The organism is Baumannia cicadellinicola str. Hc (Homalodisca coagulata) (assembly GCF_000013185.1).
In the GTDB taxonomy this organism is placed as follows: domain Bacteria; phylum Pseudomonadota; class Gammaproteobacteria; order Enterobacterales; family Enterobacteriaceae; genus Baumannia; species Baumannia cicadellinicola_E.
This window is the reverse complement of sequence record NC_007984.1, coordinates 374,819-399,091: the sequence shown is the minus strand read 5'-3', so window position 1 is coordinate 399,091 and position 24,273 is coordinate 374,819. Positions and strand designations below refer to the sequence as shown.

Annotated in this window: 19 protein-coding genes; 16 read left to right on the top strand and 3 right to left on the bottom strand. The window is 34.7% G+C overall.

What is annotated here, in order from left to right; genetic code table 11:
- The first annotated feature begins 329 nt into the window (after positions 1-329).
- The 3 genes from nrdA to yfaE are packed head-to-tail and all read left to right on the top strand — an operon-like array spanning position 330 to position 4,061.
- The gene (gene nrdA / locus BCI_RS01910) at positions 330-2,612 is read left to right on the top strand and encodes a class 1a ribonucleoside-diphosphate reductase subunit alpha (protein WP_011520563.1); all 2,283 of its coding nucleotides are present in this window, start codon (positions 330-332) and stop codon (positions 2,610-2,612) included.
- Between the two features lie 50 nt (positions 2,613-2,662).
- Complete coding sequence (gene nrdB / locus BCI_RS01905; RefSeq protein WP_011520562.1) at positions 2,663-3,793, top strand: class Ia ribonucleoside-diphosphate reductase subunit beta; 1,131 nt, start codon at positions 2,663-2,665, stop codon at positions 3,791-3,793.
- Position 3,794: 1 nt separating this feature from the next.
- Positions 3,795-4,061 carry a class I ribonucleotide reductase maintenance protein YfaE gene (gene yfaE / locus BCI_RS01900; RefSeq protein WP_011520561.1) on the top strand — a complete coding sequence of 89 codons (267 nt, stop codon included), beginning with the start codon at positions 3,795-3,797 and terminating at the stop codon, positions 4,059-4,061.
- Positions 4,062-4,079: 18 nt separating this feature from the next.
- Here the strand turns inward: yfaE and pta are convergent, their stop codons facing one another.
- Together pta and BCI_RS01890 are read right to left on the bottom strand one after the other, a co-directional pair.
- Positions 4,080-6,215 (bottom strand): phosphate acetyltransferase, encoded by a 2,136-nt coding sequence (gene pta / locus BCI_RS01895; RefSeq protein ID WP_011520560.1) that lies wholly within the window; start codon positions 6,213-6,215, stop codon positions 4,080-4,082.
- Between the two features lie 53 nt (positions 6,216-6,268).
- A complete protein-coding gene (locus BCI_RS01890) occupies positions 6,269-7,471 on the bottom strand; it encodes an acetate kinase (RefSeq protein ID WP_011520559.1) in 1,203 nt (400 codons plus the stop codon).
- Positions 7,472-7,718: 247 nt separating this feature from the next.
- On the opposite strand from BCI_RS01890, the gene ndhC reads away from it, so the two are divergent.
- The 13 genes from ndhC to nuoN all read left to right on the top strand — a co-directional run bounded on the left by ndhC (position 7,719) and on the right by nuoN (position 22,712).
- Entirely contained in the window at positions 7,719-8,105 is a 387-nt protein-coding gene (gene ndhC, locus BCI_RS01885) for an NADH-quinone oxidoreductase subunit A (protein ID WP_011520558.1), read from the top strand.
- Positions 8,106-8,168: 63 nt separating this feature from the next.
- The gene (locus BCI_RS01880) at positions 8,169-8,843 is read left to right on the top strand and encodes a NuoB/complex I 20 kDa subunit family protein (RefSeq protein WP_011520557.1); all 675 of its coding nucleotides are present in this window, start codon (positions 8,169-8,171) and stop codon (positions 8,841-8,843) included.
- A gap of 108 nt (positions 8,844-8,951) precedes the next feature.
- Positions 8,952-10,739 carry an NADH-quinone oxidoreductase subunit C/D gene (gene nuoC, locus BCI_RS01875; RefSeq protein ID WP_011520556.1) on the top strand — a complete coding sequence of 596 codons (1,788 nt, stop codon included), beginning with the start codon at positions 8,952-8,954 and terminating at the stop codon, positions 10,737-10,739.
- 20 nt (positions 10,740-10,759) lie between these two features.
- On the top strand, positions 10,760-11,245 hold the full coding sequence (gene nuoE, locus BCI_RS01870) for an NADH-quinone oxidoreductase subunit NuoE (RefSeq protein WP_260085980.1): 486 nt from the start codon (positions 10,760-10,762) through the stop codon (positions 11,243-11,245).
- The gene (nuoF, locus tag BCI_RS01865) at positions 11,242-12,576 is read left to right on the top strand and encodes an NADH-quinone oxidoreductase subunit NuoF (protein WP_011520554.1); all 1,335 of its coding nucleotides are present in this window, start codon (positions 11,242-11,244) and stop codon (positions 12,574-12,576) included. The genes nuoE and nuoF overlap by 4 nt, the downstream gene beginning before the upstream one ends.
- Positions 12,577-12,657: 81 nt before the next feature.
- On the top strand, positions 12,658-15,387 hold the full coding sequence (gene nuoG, locus BCI_RS01860) for an NADH-quinone oxidoreductase subunit NuoG (RefSeq protein ID WP_011520553.1): 2,730 nt from the start codon (positions 12,658-12,660) through the stop codon (positions 15,385-15,387).
- Between the two features lie 8 nt (positions 15,388-15,395).
- Positions 15,396-16,361 (top strand): NADH-quinone oxidoreductase subunit NuoH, encoded by a 966-nt coding sequence (gene nuoH, locus BCI_RS01855; RefSeq protein ID WP_011520552.1) that lies wholly within the window; start codon positions 15,396-15,398, stop codon positions 16,359-16,361.
- A 23-nt stretch (positions 16,362-16,384) separates the two neighbouring features.
- Positions 16,385-16,927, top strand: coding sequence for an NADH-quinone oxidoreductase subunit NuoI (gene nuoI / locus BCI_RS01850; RefSeq protein ID WP_011520551.1), 543 nt, complete (start codon positions 16,385-16,387; stop codon positions 16,925-16,927).
- Between the two features lie 23 nt (positions 16,928-16,950).
- Positions 16,951-17,448, top strand: a complete 498-nt coding sequence (gene nuoJ / locus BCI_RS01845; protein ID WP_011520550.1) for an NADH-quinone oxidoreductase subunit J — start codon at positions 16,951-16,953, stop codon at positions 17,446-17,448.
- 47 nt (positions 17,449-17,495) lie between these two features.
- Positions 17,496-17,798, top strand: coding sequence for an NADH-quinone oxidoreductase subunit NuoK (gene nuoK, locus BCI_RS01840; protein ID WP_011520549.1), 303 nt, complete (start codon positions 17,496-17,498; stop codon positions 17,796-17,798).
- On the top strand, positions 17,795-19,660 hold the full coding sequence (gene nuoL, locus BCI_RS01835) for an NADH-quinone oxidoreductase subunit L (protein WP_011520548.1): 1,866 nt from the start codon (positions 17,795-17,797) through the stop codon (positions 19,658-19,660). Before nuoK ends, nuoL begins: the two co-directional genes overlap by 4 nt.
- Before the next feature lie 49 nt (positions 19,661-19,709).
- Positions 19,710-21,233, top strand: a complete 1,524-nt coding sequence (gene nuoM / locus BCI_RS01830; protein WP_011520547.1) for an NADH-quinone oxidoreductase subunit M — start codon at positions 19,710-19,712, stop codon at positions 21,231-21,233.
- A 24-nt stretch (positions 21,234-21,257) separates the two neighbouring features.
- Complete coding sequence (gene nuoN / locus BCI_RS01825; protein WP_011520546.1) at positions 21,258-22,712, top strand: NADH-quinone oxidoreductase subunit NuoN; 1,455 nt, start codon at positions 21,258-21,260, stop codon at positions 22,710-22,712.
- A 119-nt stretch (positions 22,713-22,831) separates the two neighbouring features.
- On the opposite strand, the gene purF is transcribed toward nuoN, so the two are convergent.
- On the bottom strand, positions 22,832-24,250 hold the full coding sequence (gene purF, locus BCI_RS01820; protein ID WP_011520545.1) for an amidophosphoribosyltransferase: 1,419 nt from the start codon (positions 24,248-24,250) through the stop codon (positions 22,832-22,834).
- Positions 24,251-24,273: the final 23 nt, after the last annotated feature.

The following is a 24,273-nucleotide window of genomic DNA, read 5'->3' as shown; positions in this document are numbered from 1 at the left end:
ACCATTAAGATAATACATCATCTCTAATAAGAGATTCTATATTTAATTAGATTACTCTTTCGAAGAAATTTAATTTTCTTTTTATTGCATCTAATCTTAATTATTAACCAAAAGGTTAATAGTAAAGCTAATAAYCATATGGATTAATGATTGTTATCACTAACATAGCAAACAGTAATATTACTAGCTTGCATTACAGTCTTTTTATCACTATCTTGTTAGATATGGAGTTAATATCTGATTAATAGTTATATAATCGGTAATGTTTTATACTGGCATTACCTCTAATCTGCTACTAATAAGGACCACACAGACAGGTAAAAAGTCGCATGAGCCAAAGTCTGCTAGTTACTAAACGCGACGGACGCAAAGAGCCCATAAATCTAGATAAAATCCACCGAGTAATAAATTGGGCTGCTGATGGACTAGAGAATGTTTCAGTTTCGCAAGTTGAATTACGTTCCCATATTCAATTTTATGATGGAATTAAAACTTCTGATATCCATGAAACAATAATTAAAGCAGCCGCTGATTTAATATCGCGTGATGCTCCTGATTATCAATATCTAGCTGCACGATTAGCAGTGCTACATCTCCGCAAAAAAGCTTATGGTACGTTCGAACCACCAACTTTATATGATCATGTTTCGCGTCTAGTAAAGATGGGTAAATACGATCAACATCTACTAAAAGACTATAGTTTCGAAGAATTTACTCAGATGGATAAATTTATTAATCATTGGCGTGATATGGATTTTGCTTACGCGGCAGTAAAACAGTTAGAAGGAAAATATCTAGTACAGAATAGAGTCACTGGAGAAATTTATGAAAGTGCCCAATTTCTATATATACTAGTTGCTGCTTGTCTATTTTCTAGTTACCCACGTACTAACCGTCTTGATTATATCAGGCGTTTCTATGATGCAGTATCAACATTTAAAATTTCCTTACCAACACCTATTATGTCTGGTGTACGTACGCCAACCCGTCAGTTTAGCTCCTGTGTATTAATTGAGTGCGGCGATAGCTTAAATTCAATCAATGCAACATCTAGCGCAATAGTGAAATATGTATCCCGACGTGCTGGTATTGGTATTAATGCTGGTAGAATTCGTGCTATTGGTAGTCAAATTCGTGGTGGTGAAGCTTTTCATACGGGTTGTATTCCTTTTTACAAACATTTCCAGACTGCTGTGAAATCTTGTTCACAAGGTGGTGTACGTGGTGGTGCAGCTACTTTATTTTATCCTATGTGGCATTTAGAGGTAGAAAGTCTATTGGTATTAAAAAATAACCGTGGCATCGAGACAAACCGAGTTCGTTACATGGATTACGGTGTTCAAATTAATAAATTAATGTATCAACGACTAGTTAATAATGACCAAATAACCTTATTTAGTCCATCAGATGTACCAGGACTATATGATGCTTTCTTTGCAGACCAAAATAAGTTTGAGCAATTATATTGCCAGTATGAAAAAGATGTAAGTATTAGGAAACGTAGTATTAAAGCGGTAGAACTATTTTCACTTATGATGCAAGAACGTGCTTCTACTGGAAGAATTTATGTTCAGCATGTAGATCACTGCAATAATCATAGCCCATTTGATGTAAATGTAGCACCAATTAGACAATCCAATCTATGCCTAGAAATTATATTACCTACAAAACCAATTGAGGATATTAATGAAGAAAATGGTGAGATTGCTTTATGTACTCTCTCTGCATTAAATCTAGGTACGATCAATAGTCTAGATGATTTTGAAGAGCTTACTATGCTTGCTGTCCGTGCCCTTGATGCATTATTAGATTATCAATCTTATCCTCTTACTTCGGCACAGCGTGGTGCTCTAAATCGTCGTCCTTTAGGGATTGGTGTGATTAATTATGCTTACTATTTAGCTAAAAACGGTGTACGTTACTCTGATGGTAGCGCTAATAATTTAACCCATCGTACATTCGAAGCTATTCAATATTACTTGCTAAAAGCTTCTAATAAGCTTGCTAAAGAGCGCGGTGCATGTCCATGGTTTCATGAAACAACTTATGCGCAGGGTATTTTACCAATAGATACATATAAAAAGGATTTAGATAGTATCGTTAGTGAACCGCTACATTACGATTGGGAATCTTTACGTAAAGACATTAAAAAGTCTGGTTTACGCAACTCTACCTTGTCAGCAATGATGCCATCTGAAACTTCTTCACAGATTTCTAATGCAACTAATGGTATTGAACCACCTCGCGGTCATGTTAGCATCAAAGCATCAAAAAATGGTATCCTACGTCAGGTAGTACCAGAATCAGTTCGTTTACACAATGCTTATGAATTTTTATGGGATATGCCAAACAATAATGGTTATCTTCACTTAGTTGGCGTTATGCAAAAGTTTGTTGATCAATCTATATCTGCTAATACTAACTATGATCCATCTCGTTACCCATATGGTAAGGTACCAATGAAACAATTGCTTAAAGATTTACTAACTGCTTATAAATTTGGTATAAAGACACTCTACTATCAAAATACTCGCGATGGTGCGAAAGAGACACAAGAAGATATACAGGTAACACAGCAAGAAGATTGTGAAAGTGAAGCCTGTAAGATTTAACCATCATAAAATATTATCTTAATTACTATATTAATGTAACAGGAATAACTATGGTTTACACCACTTTTTCTCCGAAGAAAAATAACCAGCTATTGGAACCCATGTTTTTGGGTCAGTCCGTTAATGTAGTACGTTTTGATCAACAAAAATACGAGAGCTTTGAAAAGTTGATTGAAAAACAATTGTCTTTTTTTTGGCGGCCAGAAGAGGTGGATATTTCTCTAGATCGTATTGATTATCAAGCATTACCTCAGCATGAAAAACATATTTTCATTAGTAACATTAAGTATCAAACTTTACTTGATTCTATTCAAGGTCGTAGTCCTAATGTAGCATTATTACCTTTAATATCTATTCCAGAACTAGAAACATGGGTTGAAACTTGGGCATTTTCAGAAACTATTCACTCACGCTCTTATACACATATTATACGCAATATTGTTAACGATCCTTCGTTAGTATTTGATGATATTGTAACTAATACAGAAATTTTAAAAAGAGCTAAAGATATTGCTGCTTTTTATGATGATTTAATTCAAATGACTAGTTATTTCCATCTTTTTGGTGAAGGTAATCATTCTATTAATGGTAAATTAGTCATTGTTAATCAACATGAACTAAAGAAGAAACTATATCTATGTTTAATGAGCATTAATGCGCTGGAAGCAATACGTTTTTATGTAAGTTTTGCGTGTTCTTTTGCTTTTGCAGAACGTAAACTAATGGAAGGTAATGCGAAAATTATACGTCTTATTGCACGTGATGAAGCTTTACATCTTGCTGGAACACAACATATGCTAAATTTAATGCGTTTGGGTAAAGATGACCCGGAAATGGCTGATATTGCACTTGAATGTCAGCATGATAGCTATCACCTGTTCCTAMAAGCCGCAAATCAAGAAAAAGATTGGGCTAGTTATTTATTTCGTGATGGTTCTATGATTGGCTTAAACGAAGAAATTTTATGCCAATATATTGAATATATAACTAACATACGTATGCAAGCAGTTCTTTTAGATTTGCCATTTGCGACACGTTCTAACCCTATTCCCTGGATTAATTCCTGGTTAGTATCTGATAACGTTCAAGTTGCTCCGCAGGAAGTAGAAGTTAGTTCATATTTGGTTGGACAAATTAATTCTGAAGTTAATAGCGATGATTTTAGTGATTTCCAGCTATAAAATGATAGTTACTATTCTTCAGGGAAGAAGAAATAATAAGAAAATACAGCTCAATTGCGAAAGTAGACATCAATCTTTATTAGATACCTTAGAAATGCATCTAGTTCCAGTGGAGTTTCAGTGTCGTTCTGGTTATTGCGGCACTTGTCGTCTACGCTTAATAGACGGTAAAGTGAAATATAATTTAGAACCTTTAGCTTTTGTTCATCATGGTGAAATTTTACCTTGTTGTTGCTTACCAGTAGAAAATATTAAGTTAGCATTATAATGTTTAGTAATTTATATTTTATTTAGATTGAATAGCAGTTAAGGCAATAGTATAGATAATATCTTCTACAAGTGCACCACGTGAAAGATCATTAATAGGTTTACGTAGTCCTTGTAGTATTGGCCCAATAGAAATTAACTTAGCTGAACGTTGTACTGCTTTGTAGGTAGTATTACCAGTATTAAGATCTGGAAAAATAAATACCGTAGCTTGACCTGCTACAGGGGATTTCGGTGCCTTATATAAGGCTACTTCTGCCATGACAGCTGCATCATATTGCAGGGGTCCATCTATTATTAGGTCTGGACGTTTTTCTTGTGCTAAATAGGTTGCTTGACGGACTTTTTCTACGTCTTTACCTACACCAGAATCACCAGTAGAATATGAAATCATTGCTACTTTAGGTTCTATACCTAAAGTAGCAGCAGAGTCAGCAGACTGAATAGCTATTTCAGCTAGTTGTTGAGCTGTTGGATTGATATTAATAGCGCAATCTCCATATACTAATACTTGTTCTGGTAGTAACATGAAAAATACTGATGAAACTAAAGTATGGCCTGGAGCTGTTTTAATTAATTGTAGTGGTGGACGAATAGTATTAGCTGTAGTATGCATAGCTCCTGATACTAAACCATCTACTTCGTCTTGCTCAAGCATTAAGGTACCTAGTACTACATTATCTTTAAGCTGTTGATAAGCTATATCTTCAGTCATACCTTTATGATAACGCAATTGAACTAGGCGCTTTACATATTTATCACGTGCTATTATTGGTTCAATAATTTCAATACCCTGTCCTAATTCGATACTATTTAATATGGCAATCTGCTGAATATTACTAGGGTTACCTAGTAGTACACAACGTGCAATGCCTCTTTTTGCGCAAAGAGAGGCTGCTTTAATGGTACGTGGTTCATCACCTTCTGGTAGTACTATACGTTTATTTGCTTGACGAGCTAGTTCCGTAATATGATAGCGAAAAGCTGGTGGTGAAAAAAGCATTCCACGTTCAGTACGTTGTGTTGTAATAGATTCAATCCAAGTATGATTAATATAACTTGCCATATAATTTTGCAAGTTTTCTAATTGCCTAGAGTTATCTATAGGTATTTCTGGTCGAAACTGTTGCAAAATTAACATAGTTTGTAATATATTCTGCTGTATAGCAAATACAGGTAAACCAGTCTGGAAAGTTTTTTTGCATATCTGATAGATATGTTGATCTATTTCATAACTACTACTAGTAAGTAGTAATGCTCCTATTTCTACACCATTCATTACAGCTAAACAAATAGCTACTATCACCTCATTACGATCAACTGAAGTTACAAGCATGGAATCTGGTTGGAAATACTTAATTATATTAGCTAGGTTACATGTGCAAAAAGTAACTGATTTTATACTACGAGCTTGAATATTACCTTGATTAATTATCGTTGCCTTTAGGTATGAAGCTATATCACTTACTCTGATATTGATTAAATCAATATTCCAAGGAATAGCACCTATTACTGGTAGAGGGCTATTTTTAGATAAGCTTTGTATATCAATATGATGAATGCTAGTATTCAGTGAATTATGAAATAGTTCGTTCATATCAATATTAGCATGACAATATGTTAATATTGGGGCATTCAATTTATTAATAATAATACCAGTAATATTTTGATTACCACCTAATTTTACAAATGCTAATTTGATTAGTTGTTGTAATTTATCTGGTAAATATTCTCTTAGTGAGAGTACTAAAATAATTTCAGCGTCCAACATTTTAGCTATTTGATAGTTCAAAGTATAAATAAATTGATACTGAAGCGTAGGTTTTAGTCCTATTACTAATATAAGTGCCGCTTCTTTTTTGTTGTAATAGTAATTACTAATAATTTCTTCCATTAAGATATCTTGTTTATTAGCAGCTAATAATGATTCCACATAATTTATACATAGCGGTTTAGTATATGGGATATGATATTTATTACAAACTATACGAGTAATTACGTCTTGGTTATCTTTTCCATAGTAGGATTGAGGAGCAATTGGTTGAAAAACACTAAAGCGCATGTTTTTTTGTTTTATAGCGTAAATTAGACCTAGGCTAACACTAGTAAAACCTACTCTAGCATCAATAGGTATTAACATAATCGTACGAGACACAATAAAACCTCTTTTAACGGTAGTTACATATTTAAAAGCAATTACTTCCGTTTTTATGCTGTAAGACGTGCAGTATCCTGAGCAATGACCAATTCTTCATTAGTAGGTATCACTAATGCCGGACGACTATTATCAGTAGTAATCTTTCCTGATGTTCCAAATCGAGCCGCAAAATTTCTATTTTGATCAATTTGAAAACCAAGCAAAGTTAATTTGCTAAGCGTAAGCTGACGTACAATAGCAGCATTTTCACCAATACCACCGGTAAAAATTACTGCATCTAAAACTTCATCCATTAGTGTACTATAGGCGCCAATATATTTTGCTAGTCGGTGACAATATACATTAATTGTGCGCCGTGCATCTTCTTTATCTATATAGTTATCCTCTATATAGCGGCAGTCACTAGTGACACCTGTTAGACCGAGAATACCTGATTTTTTCGTCAGTAAAGTATAGATTTGCTGTATGGACATTCCTAGTATGTCATACATATGAAATATGATAGCTGGATCTATGTCACCGCTACGAGTACCCATAACTAATCCTTCGAGTGGAGTTAGGCCCATAGAAGTATCAATACATTGCCCGTGATAAATAGCAGAGATAGATCCACCACTACCTAAATGACAAGTAATTAAATTTATTTTTTCTACTGGTTTATTAAGTAACTTAGCAGCTTCGTGTGTGACATAATAGTGACTAATACCATGTGCGCCATAACGGCGAATACCATTTTTCTGATATAAATCATAAGGAAGTGCATAAAGATAAGATTGTTCTGGCATTGTCTGATGAAATGCTGTATCGAAAACAGCTACATTTTTACTAGCAAGCTTTGGAAAAAATTTTTTTGCTTTATAGATACCAATTAAGTTGGCCGGATTATGTAATGGAGCAAATGGAATAGATCCTTGTATTTTTTTAATTACCTCGTCATTAATAATCACTGACTGCGTAAAATAATCTCTGCCATGAACAATACGATGTCCTATCGCGGTTAATTGCGATAATAGTTCTGGTTGTTGGTTATAAATATTTTTTTCGATAAAATTAAGTGCTTCATCATGCGTACTTCCTGAACTTAGTTCAGTATCATATTGAATACCATTTAGATTCCATTTGATTTGTGCATTAGGTAAATTTAAGCATTCTGCTTGACCAAAGAGATGTTTTTCACCATTGACAGGATTAATAATTGCAAATTTTAATGATGAACTGCCACAGTTTAGAACGAGCACTAACTTATTCGACATAAAAGTACCTATTAATTAGGAAATTAATGCTGATAAATTTAAATATGTTATTCAATTGATTAAACTAAATTTAATTAATTTAGTTAACTTTATTTCTATGTATGTAGAAACTAATAAAAACTATCATCATATCTTGTGATATGATAGTAGAATAATTATGTTTTAATAAAAACTATATTAGTTCAATTTTAACATTTATTCTATATTGCTATAATAAATATTATTATCTATAACTAAGAGAACGTAAATGACCGCTGAAATTAGTGCTCAATATTGGGCATTTGCTATCTTTATTATCAGTGCTATAATACTATGTGTCTTGATACTAACGCTTAGCTTTTTACTAGGAGAACGTAAGCATATTAAGGTATATTCGAGAGATCTACCTTTTGAATCTGGTATTAATCCAGTAGGAAATCCTAAATTACATCTTTCTGCTAAATTTTATTTAATAGCAATATTTTTTGTTCTTTTTGATATTGAAGCTTTCTATCTATACGCTTGGTCAAGCGTTATCCGTGAAGCTGGATGGTTAGGATTTTACGAAGCAATAATTTTTGTAAGCGTCTTGCTCTCAGGTCTTGTTTATCTAGTACGTATCGGTGCACTTAAATGGACACCTAATCATTCATGATGTTCGAAATCCATTAGTAAATAAAGTGGAAGAAATCGTTAATGATAATGGATATTAATTAAAATGAACTATACTCTTACTCGTATCTTATCAAACTCTAAAGAGAATCGCAAATCGTTGCAAGAAGATGATAGTGCTACTCTCTTAATAGAGCAGCATGTTAATAGTAATATTTATTTAGGTAAATTAAAGCATATTTTAAAATCTATTGTAAAATGGGGACGAGGTAATTCCCTCTGGCCCTATAATTTCGGGCTTTCTTGCTGTTATGTAGAAATGACTACATCTTTTACCGCTGTACATGATGTTGCTCGTTTTGGTTCTGAGGTCATTCGTGCTTCACCACGTCAAGCAGATTTTATGGTAATTGCTGGTACCCCATTTATCAAAATGGCCCCAGTAATTAAGCGTCTATATGACCAAATGTTAGAACCAAAATGGGTGATATCTATGGGATCATGTGCTAACTCAGGCGGTATGTATGATATATATTCAGTAGTACAGGGTGTGGATAAATTTTTACCAGTAGATGTATATATTCCTGGTTGTCCACCGAGACCTGAGGCATATATCCAGGCACTTCTTTTATTAAAAGAAGCTATTGGTAAAGAACAGCGACCGTTATCTTGGATAGTAGGTGATCAAGGTATCTATCGTGCTAACATGGAGTCAGAACGCAAAAGAAAACATAATGAACGCGCAAAAATGACCTATCTACGTTCTCCTGAAGAAATTTAATTTCTTCGATAGACGAACTACTATTAAAAAACAAAAAAATTAAGGATTATCTCATTACATCGTTAATATATATATTAACGTTTGCAATTAAATATAATAATTAAATTAATGAATAAAAATATTTGCCTATCTGCTTCTCACAAGCAAAATAATAGAGATGATCCAATTATCAATGAGTTAATTAACTATTTTGGTAATGAAACTTTCACCATTCAATCAACACGTATTGGTGTTCCTGTAGTTTGGGTAACACGTGAGCAAATTTTAGATTTTCTTATTTTTTTGAAGAAGAAGCCAAATTCTTACCTAATGCTCTATGATTTACATGGTGTTGATGAACGCCTACGAAATAATCGTGAAGGTTTACCAGCAGTGGATTTTACCGTTTTCTATCACCTACTATCTATAAAAAGTAATAGTGATATTATATTAAAAGTTCCTCTATTAGAAGGAGATATCTCTCTTCCAACAGCGACAAATATTTTTTCTAATGCAAACTGGTATGAACGAGAAACATGGGATATGTTTGGAATTATATTCCACGGTCACCCACATCTAACTCGTATCATTATGCCACCTAGTTGGGTAGGACATCCACTACGTAAAGATTATCCCGCACGTGCTACTGAGTTTAATCCATTTGTACTCACAAAAGAAAAAGAAGAGCTAGAAATGGATTCTCTTACTTTTAAACCTGAAAAGTGGGGCATAAAACATAGTAATCACAAAGATGATTTTATGTTTCTTAATTTTGGACCAAATCATCCATCAGCTCATGGCGCATTCCGTATTGTGTTACAATTAGATGGTGAAGAAATAGTAGATTGTATCCCGGATATTGGTTACCACCATCGTGGTGTAGAAAAAATGAGCGAACGTCAATCTTGGCATAGCTATATTCCATATACAGATCGTGTGGAATATCTTGGAGGTTGCGTAAATGAAATGCCTTACGTGCTAGCTGTAGAAAAATTAGCTGGAATTGTAGTCCCAGATCGAGTTAATGTTATTAGAATAATGTTATCTGAACTATTCCGTATCAATAGTCATCTCTTATATATTAGCACCTACATCCAAGATGTAGGCGGAATGACGCCGATCTTTTTAGCATTTACTGACCGACAAAAAATTTATAATGTAGTAGAAGCAATTACCGGTGCTCGCATGCACCCTGCTTGGTTTCGTATTGGTGGGGTTGCTCACGATTTACCACATGGCTGGAACATGTTACTAAAAGAATTGCTCGACTGGTTACCTAATAGATTAGAACATTATGTTAAAGTAGCTCTAGAAAATAGTATACTACGTAGTCGTTCCGAAGGTATAGCCTCTTATTCTGCTAAAGAAGCATTAGAGTGGGGTGTTACTGGAGCAGCGCTTCGCGCGACTGGTATTAACTTTGATGTACGAAAATGGAGACCATATTCAGGTTATGATAACTTTGAATTTGAAATTCCTGTTGGTAATGGAATTAGCGATTGTTATAGCCGTGTGATGCTGAAAGTAGAAGAAATACGCCAGAGTATCAGGATTCTTAAACAATGCCTTCATAATATGCCAGCTGGACCTTTTAAAGCAGATCATCCTTTAACGACACCACCACCTAAAGAGCGTACATTACAGCATATAGAAACACTTATTTCACACTTTTTACAAGTATCCTGGGGGCCTATTATACCGGCTAATGAATCATTTCAAATGATAGAAGCTACAAAAGGCATTAATAGCTACTACCTAACTAGTGATGGTAACACGATGAGTTATCGAACCCGCATACGGACACCAAGTTTTCCACATTTACAGCAAATACCTTCAGTCATTCGTGGTAGTCTAATTTCAGATTTAATCGTCTATCTCGGTAGTATTGATTTTGTTATGTCAGATGTAGACCGTTAATAATGTCTCAATCATACAATATGACTAATGATACAAATTTTAAACTAAATCCTGAGTTATACCAGGCTATTCAACAAGAAAAAAATAAATACGAGGATGCACGTGCGGTATCTATAGAAGCACTAAAAATGGTACAGAAGCAATACGGATGGGTACCTGATAGTGCTATTCAAGCAATTGCTAATACTTTAGGTATTTCAGGTAGTGATGTAGAAGAAGTTGCAACTTTTTACAGTAATATTTTTCGTCAACCAGTAGGTAGACATGTTATACGCTACTGTAATAGTGTCGTGTGCTATATCACAGGTTATCAAACTATACAAACAAAATTAGAAAATTGTCTAAATATAAAACCAGGTAAGACTACTCCAGATGGTCGTTTTACTTTATTACCAACATGCTGTTTAGGTAATTGCGATAAAGGACCTACCATGATGATTAATGATGATACTTATGTTCATCTTACAGCTGAAAATATTTGTCAGTTATTGGAGCTATATCTATGAAAATTATTAGACAACCGGAAATTAGTCCTTTAACTTGGCGTCTACGTGATGACCATCAGCCAGTCTGGCTCGATGAATATAAGAGCAAAAATGGTTATGTTGGCGCACATAAGGCCCTTAAACAGACCCCAGACGAAATTATTTCGTTAATCAAAAATTCTGGCTTAAAAGGACGCGGAGGGGCGGGTTTTTATACTGGTATAAAATGGAGTTTAATTTCTGTAAATGCTTCGGAGAATATCCGCTACCTATTATGTAATGCTGACGAGATGGAACCTGGTACTTATAAAGACCGTCTTTTAATGGAACAACTACCTCATTTACTTATAGAAGGAATACTTATAGCAGCTTTTGCCATTCGAGCTAATCGTAGTTATATTTTCTTACGTGGTGAATATGTAAATGCTGCAGCAAATCTACAACGCGCTATCATAGAAGCAAATAAAGCGGGATTACTCGGGAAAAATATTTTAGGCAGTGAGTTTGACTTAGAATTATTCTTACACACAGGTGCTGGACGTTATATCTGTGGAGAAGAAACGGCACTACTAAATTCGCTTGAGGGACGTCGTGCTATTCCACGTTCGAAACCGCCTTTTCCCGCTACTATTGGAGTGTGGGGAAAACCAACGTGTGTTAATAATGTAGAAACATTATGTAATGTTCCCGCAATATTAGAGTACGGCCTAAAATGGTATAAAAGTATAAATAAAGGTATGAGTAATGATACCGGTACTAAGCTAATGGGTTTTTCTGGAAGGGTAAAAAAACCAGGCTTATGGGAGCTACCATTTGGGATCACAGCTCGCGAAATATTAGAGGATTATGCTGGTGGTATTGCTGATGGTATGACGCTCAAAGCTTGGCAGCCAGGTGGAGCAAGTACAGGATTTTTAACGCCAGATTACCTAGATATTCCAATGGATTTTGAACATCTAATTCAAGCAGGTAGCCGTCTAGGGACAGCATTAGCTATTGCTGTAGATGATAAAATCAATATGGTATCATTAACACGTAATATTGAGGAATTTTTTGCTCGCGAATCCTGTGGTTGGTGTACACCATGCCGAGATGGTTTGCCATGGAGTGTAAAGTTATTACGTGCACTAGAGGATAAACAAGGACAGCCTGAAGATATCAATATTCTTGAACAATTATGTACGTTACTTGCTCCAGGTAAAACTTTCTGTGCTCATGCTCCAGGGGCAATAGAACCACTAAAAAGTGCTTTGAAATATTTTCGCGGCGAATTTGAAGCTGGTATTTCTGATGAAAATCTAAGTAATGTGCGTAAGATTAAAGGAATACAAAATAATTCTTTGAATATTTAAATTAGTACTGATTTGCTCTTTCATATTGTTTGATTAACGAATGCCCATCACAATTACGGGCATAACTTGAGTATGCTGACTATGGTTACCATTAGTATAGACGGCAAAAAGTATGATGTTCATGAATCAAAAAATCTACTAGAAGCCTGTCTTTCCCTCGGTCTAGATGTTCCTTATTTTTGTTGGCATCCAGCACTAGGCAGTGCTGGTGCTTGTCGTCTTTGTGCTATTAAGCAATATCAAAACATCGAGGATATTGAAGGTAAATTAGTTATGTCTTGCATGACACCAGTATTAGCTGGAACAGTTATTTCTATTAACGAAAATGAAGCTAAACAATTTCGTCAACGTATAATTGAATTACTGATGATTAATCACCCGCATGACTGTCCAGTGTGCGAAGAAGGTGGAAACTGTCATCTACAGGACATGACAGTAATGACAGGCCATTGTGTACGCCGTTATAGATTTACTAAGCGTACTCATAATAATCAATATCTAGGTCCATTCATTTCACATGAAATGAACCGCTGTATAACGTGTTACCGCTGTGTACGTTTTTATAAAGATTATGCTAATGGAACGGATTTCGGAGTTTACGGGACTCATGATAATGTTTACTTTGGACGTTTGCAATCTGGGGTACTAGAGAGTGAGTTTGCTGGTAATCTAGTAGAAATTTGTCCTACTGGCGTTTTTACTGATAAAACTCACTCGAAACGATATAATCGTAAATGGGATATGCAGTTCGCACCGAGTATCTGCCAACAGTGTAGTATTGGTTGTAATATTAGCCCAGGTGAAAGATACGGAGAGTTACGCCGCATTGATAATCGTTATAACGGTAACGTTAACCACTACTTCTTGTGTGATATTGGCCGTTTTGGTTATGGTTATGTTAACTTAAAAAATCGCCCACGTCAGCCATTGCTGCGACGTGGTAATGATTGGATTACTCTTAATACTGAACAAGCATTGATATCTGCGGCAAATTTATTACGTGAAGCAAATAAAATCATAGGTATTGGATCAGCACGTGCAAGTATTGAAAGCAATTTTGCTTTACGTGAACTAGTAGGAAAAAATAATTTTTATATAGGTATTTCAGACAATGAACAAAATCAACTATTATTAATGCTTAAAGTCTTACGTAACAGTGGAATTTATACTCCTTCTCTAAGAGAAATAGAAAGCTATGATGCTGTATTAGTTCTAGGTGAAGATATTACACAGACTGGTGCTCGTATAGCACTAGCAGTTCGTCAGGCAGTTAAAAACCCAGCACGTGCAATGGCTGCATCGAAAAAAATATTCGACTGGCAAGTTGCCGCAATAAAAAATGTTGGACAACAGGCAAAAAGCTTACTTTTTATTACAAATGTTGATTCGACTAAATTAGATGATATCGCAACTTGGAGTTATCATGCTCCTGTAGATGATCAAGCAAGGTTAGGTTTTGCTATTGCTCACGCTTTGGATAAAAATGCTCCAGCAGTCAATAATTTAGATCCAGCACTACAAAGTAAGATTACATTAATAGTAGAAGCTCTACTTGAAGCAAATAAACCATTAATTATTTCAGGTAGTCACGCTGGTAGTGAGGCTATCATTGCGGCAGCTGCTAATATTGCTCGTGCACTTAAAAACCGCGGTAACAAAGTGGGTATTAGCTTTATTGCTTCTAGTGTTAATAGTATGGGCATGGCTATAATGGGCGGTGGTAACCTAAATCATGCTTTAATTGAAATTGAGCAAGGTACTGTTGATAGTGTTATTGTCCTAGAAAATGATCTTTATCGACATGCACTAGCTCCGCGTATTGACCAAGCCTTAACAAAGGTAAAGAATTTAATAGTTATTGATCATCAGCGTACTGCTTTACTGAATAAAGCAAATTTAATCTTCTCTGCTGCTTCTTTTGTAGAAAGTAATGGTACAGTTATTAACCAAGAAGGACGAGCACAACGCTTTTTTCAGGTATATGATCCTGCTTACTATAATCCTAAAGCATTGCTTTTAGCAAGCTGGCGATGGTTACATTTAATACATATAACTTATCTTAGTCGCTCCGAAAAATGGACAAAACTCGACCATATCATTAATCATATAGTAAAAACTATACCACAATTAGCTAAAATTAAGGATATTGCTCCGGATGCTAATTTTCGTATTCATGGTCAAAAATTAGCTCGTGAACCACATCGCTATAGTGGTCGTACTGCAATGATTACACATCTGAACGTACATGAACCACAAATCGCACAAGATCATGAGACAATGTTTACTTTTTCTATGGAAGGTAATAACGATCCATTTGCACCACGTCAGCAAATCGCATTTAGTTGGGCTCCCGGCTGGAACTCACCACAATCTTGGAATAAATTCCAAGACGAGATTGGTGGTCATTTGCGTTATGGCGATCCCGGAGTAAGGTTGCTAGAAATGAGTGATGATCAATTAGACTGGTTTAAAATCATTCCACCTGCTTTTATACCCAAACTAAATGAAACTTGGCGCATTGCACCTTATTGGCATCTGTTTGGCAGTGATGAAACTTCGCAACTATCGCCAATAATACAACAATACATGCCAACACCTTACGTAGTAATTAACCGAATAGATGCGATTAGACTAGGTCTAAATCATAGATCACAACTAACTTTTAGTTATGGTAGTCAAGAGTGGTGTCTACCCATACGATTCAGTGATAACTTAAACAGTGGTCAGTTAGGTTTACCTCTTGGTTTTCCTGGTATTCCTCCGATATTAGCGGGATTAAGTGTTCAAAATCTACGAGAGATTAATGTATGAGTTATTTTATGCTTCATCTTAGGTATGAATACCTCCTAGCGATAGTCAAGGCTATAGTAACTTTACTATCAGTAGTTACTATAGGTGCTTATATGAGTTTTTTTGAACGACGTTTACTCGGTTTGTTTCAGCATCGTTATGGACCAAACAGAGTTGGATGGGGTGGATCACTACAGTTATTAGCAGATACAATTAAAATTCTGTTTAAAGAAGACTGGATCCCACCTTTTGCAGACAGAATTATTTTTACCTTAGCACCAATAATTGCTTTTACCTCGCTATTACTAGTTTTTGCTATTATGCCAATTAGTCCTAATTGGGTTGTAATTGAGCTAAATATTGGCATACTTTTTTTCTTAATGATGGCCGGCATATCAGTATATGCCATCCTTTTAGGAGGATGGTCGAGCAATAATAAATACTCCTTATTAGGAGCAATGCGTGCAGCGGCTCAAACTTTGAGCTACGAAGTTTTTCTTGGTTTATCTATCATGGGAGTTGTTGCACAGGCGGGTTCGTTTAATATAAGTACTATCGTAGCAGATCAAACACATATATGGAATATAGTACCACAGTTCTTTGGTTTTATAACCTTTTATTTAGCTGGTTTAGCAATTTGTCACCGTCATCCGTTTGATCAACCAGAATCAGAGCAGGAACTTGCCGACGGTTATCATATAGAATATTCTGGAATGAAATTCGGGCTATTTTTTATAGGTGAGTACATTAGTCTTGTTACTATCTCGGCGTTAACTATTACACTATTTTTTGGTGGATGGCAAGGACCATGGTTACCACCTTACATTTGGTTTATAATTAAAACGACTGTCTTTATTATTATCTTCATATTAATACGTGCGGCTTTACCACGTCCGCGTTATGATCAAGTAATGATTCTTGGTTGGACAATTTGTTTGCCACTAACGTTAATGAACTTATTAGTTACTGCAATAGTAATTCTATATAACACCTAAATATAGTATGGATTTAATTAATCATGACATTAAAACAATTAGTCACGGGTTGTTATACTATATTGCGTAGTATCTGGATGATAGGTATGCAAGCGTTTAATAAACGTGAAACCCAAATGTATCCTGATATACCTATATATCAAACATCACGTTTTCGTGGTCGTATTGTCTTAACTTGTGATCCAGATGGATATGAGCGCTGTGTAGCCTGTAATCTATGTGCCGTTGCTTGTCCCGTAGACTGTATCTCTTTACAAAAAACAGAGAGCAAAGAAGGACGATGGTACCCAGAATTTTTTCGTATTAACTTTTCCCGATGTATATTTTGTGGTTTATGTGAGGAAGCTTGTCCTACTACTGCTATTCAACTTACCCCAGATTTTGAAATGGCTGAATTTAAACGACAAGACCTTGTATATGAAAAAGAAGATCTCTTAATTAGAGGCCCAGGTAAATATCCGGAATATAATTTCTATCGCATGGCTGGGATAGCCTGTAATGATAAGCTAAAAGGACATGCAGAGAACGAAACTCGACCAATTAATGTTAAAGATCTTTTACCCTAAATTCACTTAGGAGTGACATGAATATGGAACTAGCATTATACTTTTTTGGCCTAGTAGCCATATTCTCTGCTTTACGTGTAATTACTCATAATAAACCAATGCATGCATTATTGTATCTAATAATTACAATACTAGCTATTGCTGGTGTTTTTTTTGTAATTGGTGCTTATTTTGCTGGAGCTCTAGAAATAATAGTCTACGCTGGTGCTGTTGTGGTGCTATTTATATTTGTGGTTATGATGATTAATATTCATTGTAGTGAGCAGATAAATATACTACGACAACCGATAATATCCATTATATATTTTATACTACCTTTAATATTACTACTAGCTATCTTATTGTATATTTTTTGGTCTACAAGTAATGATAGTATTAATAACCAGCTGATAGACACTAAAACTGTAGGAGTATTATTATTTGGACCTTATATATTAGCTGTTGATTTAGCGTCAATGCTACTACTAGCTGGTTTGGTAGTAGCATTTCATCTTGGGTATGATGCAGCACAAAGAAGATAATAAAATGATTCTTTTTAACAGCCTCAAATCATCTAGGATGGTTAAATATGATATCATTATCATATAGTTTAAGCTTGGCCGCAATTTTATTTATGTTAGGCCTAACTGGTATCATGATACGGCGTAACTTATTATTTTTGCTCTTAGGGTTAGAAATAATGATTAATGCAGCTGCTTTAGCTTTCGTTATTGTTGGTCAGTATTGGGGTCAAGCTGACGGACAGGTTATGTATATCCTTACAGTAACTATAGCAGCTACTGAAGCTAGTATAGGTTTAGCATTACTACTACATTTATACCGCTACTACCAAACATTAGATATTGATCTAATTAGTGAGATGCATAGATGAACTTAATTAGTTTCATCATTTTATTACCCTTACTAGGGTTTTTGCTCCTTGCTTTTTCTCAGGGACGTTGGTCAAATAACGTTAATACGATTATTGGCGTAGGTAGCGTAGGTTTAGCAGCCATTTTAACTGCTAGGTTTTTAATATTAAATCATTATTATGCAAATACAGTTATATTTTATCAGTACCTCTGGACATGGATATCGGTAGATGCTTTCCGTGTTGTATTCGCCTTAAGTATAGATGGACTATCCCTCACTATGCTATCAATCATTACAGGAGTAGGATTTTTAATACATCTATACGCTTCTTGGTATATGGAAGGTGAAGAAGGTTATTCACGTTTTTTTGCTTATACTAACTTATTTATTGCGAATATGGTACTTTTAGTACTAGCAGACAATTTACTACTTATGTACTTTGGATGGGAAGGAGTAGGATTATGTAGCTATCTCCTAATAGGTTTCTATCATACTAACAAGCAAAATAATAACGCAGCAATTAAAGCTTTTATTATTACTCGTATTGGTGATGTATTACTAGCTTTGGCACTTTTTTTACTTTATGCCCATTTTGGCACATTGAATATCCATGACCTTATATTTTTGGCCGAAAAACCAACAATTGCTAATAACTCCCAAGTTATTACTTGGGCTACTCTCCTTATTTTAGGCGGAGCAGCAGCAAAATCAGCACAGTTACCACTACAAACTTGGTTAGCAGATGCTATGGTTGGTCCAACACCGGTATCAGCTCTAATTCATGCAGCAACCATGGTTACTGCAGGTGTTTACCTAATAGCACGAACCCATAGTTTATTTTTATTAACACCTGATATACTCAATCTAGTAGGTTTAGTTGGTGCTATGACACTAGTCATGGCATGTTTATCGGCTCTTGTACAGACAGATCTAAAAAAAATTTTAGCCTATTCTACCATGAGTCAAATAGGTTATATGTTTCTTGCTCTAGGTACACAAGTCTGGGATGGAGCCATTATCCACCTTATGACTCATGCTTTTTTTAAAGCACTGTTATTTTTATGTTCTGGTATAGTAATACTAAATTACCATAGGGAGCAAAATATTTTTAAAATAGGCGGTTTACGTCAATCACTTCCGTTTATTTATATTAGCTTACTCGTAGGTTGTTTAGCGTTATCGGCAATGCCTTTAGTAACCGCTGGTTTTTTTTCTAAAGAGAAGATATTATGTGGTGCATTATCTCATGGTAATAGTAGACTAATGTTGGTAGGTTTATTAGGAGAATTTTTAACTTCTATGTATACCTTCCGTATGTTTTTTGTTTTATGTTATGGTGAAAAAAACATTAAAGCTTCTTACTTACGTAAGACTAGTATAAGTTATTATGTATCTTTAGTAACATTACTTATATTATCTACTTTTATTAGTACTTTGATTGTACCACCATTAACAAAAGTATTACCTATAAGCAATTTAAGTTATAACGCGCAGTATCTACTAGATTTAGATATAGTTTCTAGTACTATAACAATTATTGGTATTGTTCTTGCTGCGATATTATGGTTAGGTAAACATAGAGTAGTTAACTTATTATCACAGAATAAGTTAGGACGTGTTATTTTTTTGTTGTTATTTCATGCTTGGGGTTTTGACTGGCTATATGAACAGATATTTGTTAAGCCTTATTTAGCTATAGCTAAAATTCTTGCTTTTGATCCAATTGATGCTCTAATGAATATTCCAGCAGTACTAAATAGATGGTTAGTACTAAGATTAAAGTTAAGCTTCAACAGTAAATTACGCTGGTATGTGATATCAATGTGTTTAGGAGCGTTAATAGTTATGATAATACTCGTCTTTAGTTCACTATTTATTTAATACTAATAGATCAATCACAGACTTTTTCACATTAGGAAAGCAAAACTAGATGTTACTACCTTGGCTAATTTTGATTCCTTTTACAGGCGGTTTACTGTGCTGGCAAAGCGAGAATTTTAACACTAAAATACCGCGTTATATAGCTTTAATAGCTATGGKATTAACACTAGCATTATCCTTATTACTATGGTACCAATTAAAATTTACCATAGCAATATCACATGAATTACCACAATGGCCCATAGAATATTTGCGGCGATGGATACCACGATTTGGTATCAGTATTCATTTAACTTTAGATGGCTTATCGATACTAATGGTAGTACTTACTAACCTATTAGGTGTACTCGCTGTTCTTTGTTCCTGGCCTGAAATTAAGCGTTACCAAGGTTTATTTTATCTAAATTTACTGTGGATATCATCCAGTATAATTGGGGTATTCATGGCTGTTGATTTATTTCTATTTTTCTGTTTTTGGGAAATGATGTTAGTCCCTATGTATTTTTTAATCGTCTTATGGGGGCATAAGGAATCTAACAGAAAAACTCGTATCTCAATAGCTAATAAGTTTGTAATTTATACACAGGCTAGTGGTTTTATAATGCTAGTATCGATCTTAGGTCTAGTAGCAGCACACTATACAACTACTGGTGTATGGACCTTTAACTATGATGATCTATTATTTACACCTATGTCAGAAAAAACCGAATATTTGCTTATGCTAGGTTTTTTCTTAGCCTTTGCTATAAAAATGCCAATTATACCATTACATGGTTGGTTACCAGACGTCCATAGTAACGCTCCTACCGCAGGTTCAGTAGATTTAGCTGGTATTTTAATTAAAACAGCCGCTTATGGATTACTACGTTTTAGTCTACCTTTATTTCCTCAGGCTTCCTATAAGTTTGCACCTATAGCCATGTGGTTTGGTGTTGTTAGTATATTCTATGGAGCATGGACTGCTTTTGCACAAATTGATATTAAGCGACTTATTGCTTATGCAAATATTTCTCACATGGGTATCATCTTAATAGCTATTTATAGCGGTCAACTACTAGCTTTTCAAGGAGTAGTTGTACAGATAATAGCTAATAGTTTATCTGCAGCAGGTTTATTTATTATTTGTGGTCAGTTATATGAGCGTTTACATACTCGTGATATGCGACTTATGGGTGGTTTATGGGGTAGATTAAACTTCCTTCCAGCAGTAACGCTATTTTTTGCTTTAGCTATGCTAGGTTTACCCGCTACGGGAACTTTTGTAGGTGAGATAATAATCTTATTTAGTTGTTTTCAAGTAGTACCAATAATTACAGTTATTTCAGCTTTTAGCCTAATTTTTTCTGCTATCTATTCTCTGATGATGATGCAACGTACATACTATGGTCCAGTAAAATCTTGCCAGCCGCTAGCAAACATAACAATTCGAGAACAATTTATTATAATATTATTAGTAATACTGCTATTACTACTAGGTATTGTACCACAACCTATTATGAATACCTCAGCAACAGCCATAAATAGTATTCAACACTGGTTTGCTGTTCATGCTCGTTCAACCATGTTAAGTTAATCTAACTATAATCCTGTAATTAACATGAAAATTATAACTCAAATATTACCGCTATTAATAATAGGATTTACAATTATACTTATATTGCTAAGTATCGCTTGGCAACGTAACCATTTTATGCATGCATCCCTAACAGTAGTAGGTTTACTACTAGCGATATTTTCACTTTTTTTTGTCGTACATGGTAGTATTGCTAATTTTACAACACTAATACATGTTGATTCCTTTTCGATATTCTATACCGGTCTCGTATTAATAGCTAGTTTAGCAACTAGTACTCTTTCTTATACTTGGTTATCGAATAATAAAGATTATAAACCAGATGAGTTTTATATACTATTACTTATTTCTACCATGGGTGGTATACTACTGACTTGTGCTCATCATCTTACTGCGTTATTCCTTGGTATTGAGCTTATGTCTCTACCATTACTAGGCATGGTAGGATATACTTACCGCAAAAAAAAGGTACTAGAAGCATGTATTAAGTATACAATCATATCATCAGTAGCCTCATCTTTTCTGTTATTTGGTATAGCATTAGTATATGCCGTTACTGGTCAACTTTCTTTTATCGGCATAAGTAATTATGCGTTAAACGAGATAAATTATCCTCTAATGCTCCTAGCAGGGCTAGGAATGATGATAGTTGGAATCAGTTTTAAACTATCATTGGTGCCATTTCATCTATGGACCCCTGATATTTATCAGGGTGCACCTACTCCTGTTTCAACTTACTTAGCGACTGTAAGTAAAATAGCTATTTTTGCTAGCTTAATGCGTTTATTTTTTTATGCTCCATTTAATACGCATTATGAAGTAAAACTACTCTTATGTATAATTGCTATATGTTCTATGTTCATTGGTAACTTAATGGCTTTAAGTCAAAATAACCTTTTTAGAATATTAGGTTACTCTTCAACTGCTCATTTTGGTTATCTACTAGTAAGTTGGCTGGTTATACAAAATGTTCTAGTACTAGAAACAGTCGGTCTTTATTTATTTGGGTATCTGTTGGCAAATTTAGGAGTATTTGGTGTTATAAGTATAATGTCTAATGTTAGTAAAAAAGATACCGATTTAATCGGTTACTATCGTGGTTTATTTTGGTATCAACCAATGCTTTCAGTGGTTATGACAGTGATGATGTTATCACTAGCTGGCATCCCAATGACACTCGGCTTTATTGGTAAATTCTATATTATTACTTTGGGTATTAATAATAATTTAAAATTATTAACAATCTTACTACTAATTAGCACTATGATTAGTATGTTATACTATTTACGTATAGTAGTAAGCTTATACTTATATCCCGCTGAAAAGCTACATACTAATACATATATTCAATATAACTGGGCATTAACAAGTCGTGGTATAATGGTGCTCATTTCCTCATTACTTGTGCTATTACTAGGACTTTATCCACAACCACTTATTAATATTGTTCAATGGGCACAAATCATTAATCCACGCTAAGTAGTATATAATCAGCAAAAAATTTTACTAATTAGTTCATAAATAACTATGAAAAACTATCAAAATAGTTTGATTGTTATTACTTAATCCTGATACTTGATAAGTATCGTTATGTTAATTTAAATAACATCACAAGTAACATAGATTCCATTAAAAACTGAGGCTTCAAATTGTTTAATATTTGGATTGGCTTCTCTGACAGCTTGTTCTAAAGCTGAAAGTTCTTGGAAAATTAAAGCATCAGCATCAATAATTTTTCTAATATCATCTACCTCACGTCCGTAAGCGATTAATTCGTTTGTACTAGGTATATCAAGACCATAAACATTGGGAAAACGTATTTCTGGAGCTGCTGATGCTAAATAAACATGACGTGCACCAGCTTCACGTACCATATCTATTATTTGTTCTGAGGTCGTACCACGTACGATAGAATCATCTACCAATAAGACACTTTTATTATTAAATTCTGCTCTGTTAGCATTAAATTTACTACGTACTGATTTTTGGCGAGTGTGCTGACCTTGCATAATAAATGTACGGCCGATATAACGGTTCTTTACTAACCCTTGACGATATGGTTTACCAATAATACGAGCTATCTCTAAAGCAATATCACAGGACGTTTCTGGAATAGGAATGACAACATCAATTTTCAGTTTTTTCCACTCTCGAGCAATTTTTGTGCCTAAAATCTGACCCATACGAACTCTAGCACTATAGACGGAAATTTTATCTATTATAGAGTCAGGACGAGCAAAATAAACATATTCAAATAGGCACGGATGATGTTGTGGATTATCGGCACACTGTTGGGTAAATATTTTACCTTTATCTGTAATATATACAGCTTCACCGGAAGTTATGTCACGTAATAATTTAAAACCAAGGGTATCTAACGCAACACTTTCTGAGGCAATTATATATTCATCACTACCATTAAGTAGTGTTCGCTTACCTATTACTAACGGTCGTATGCCATTTGGATCCCTGAAAGCAAATAATCCATGGCCCATTATAATACCAACACAAGCATATGCTCCGCGTATTTGTCTATTTATAGCAGTAATAGCAGTAAAAATATGATCAGCTGTTAGCTGGGGATCTCGAAAATGATCTAGTTCACTAGCTAAAAAATTAAGTAATATCTCTGAATCCGAGGAAGTATTAATATGACGCCTACTTTTTTCAAATAGTTTCTTACGTAGTTCATATGCGTTAGTTAAATTACCATTATGCGCTAAGGCAATACCAAATGGAGAATTAACGTAAAATGGCTGTGCCTCAGAAGCACTAGAACTACCTGCCGTAGGATAGCGAACATGGCCAATACCCATGTTGCCTTCTAAATATTGCATATGTTGTAGATCAAAGACATCTTTAACTAATCCATTAGCTTTACGCATGCGTAAGCAGTTAAAAGCATCTACAGTTGCGATACCGGCAGCATCTTGTCCACGATGTTGCAGCACCGTTAGTGCGTCATAAATAGACTGATTTACCGGCATAACACCAGCTATCCCAACAATACCGCACATATTTAGATATCCTCATCAATATT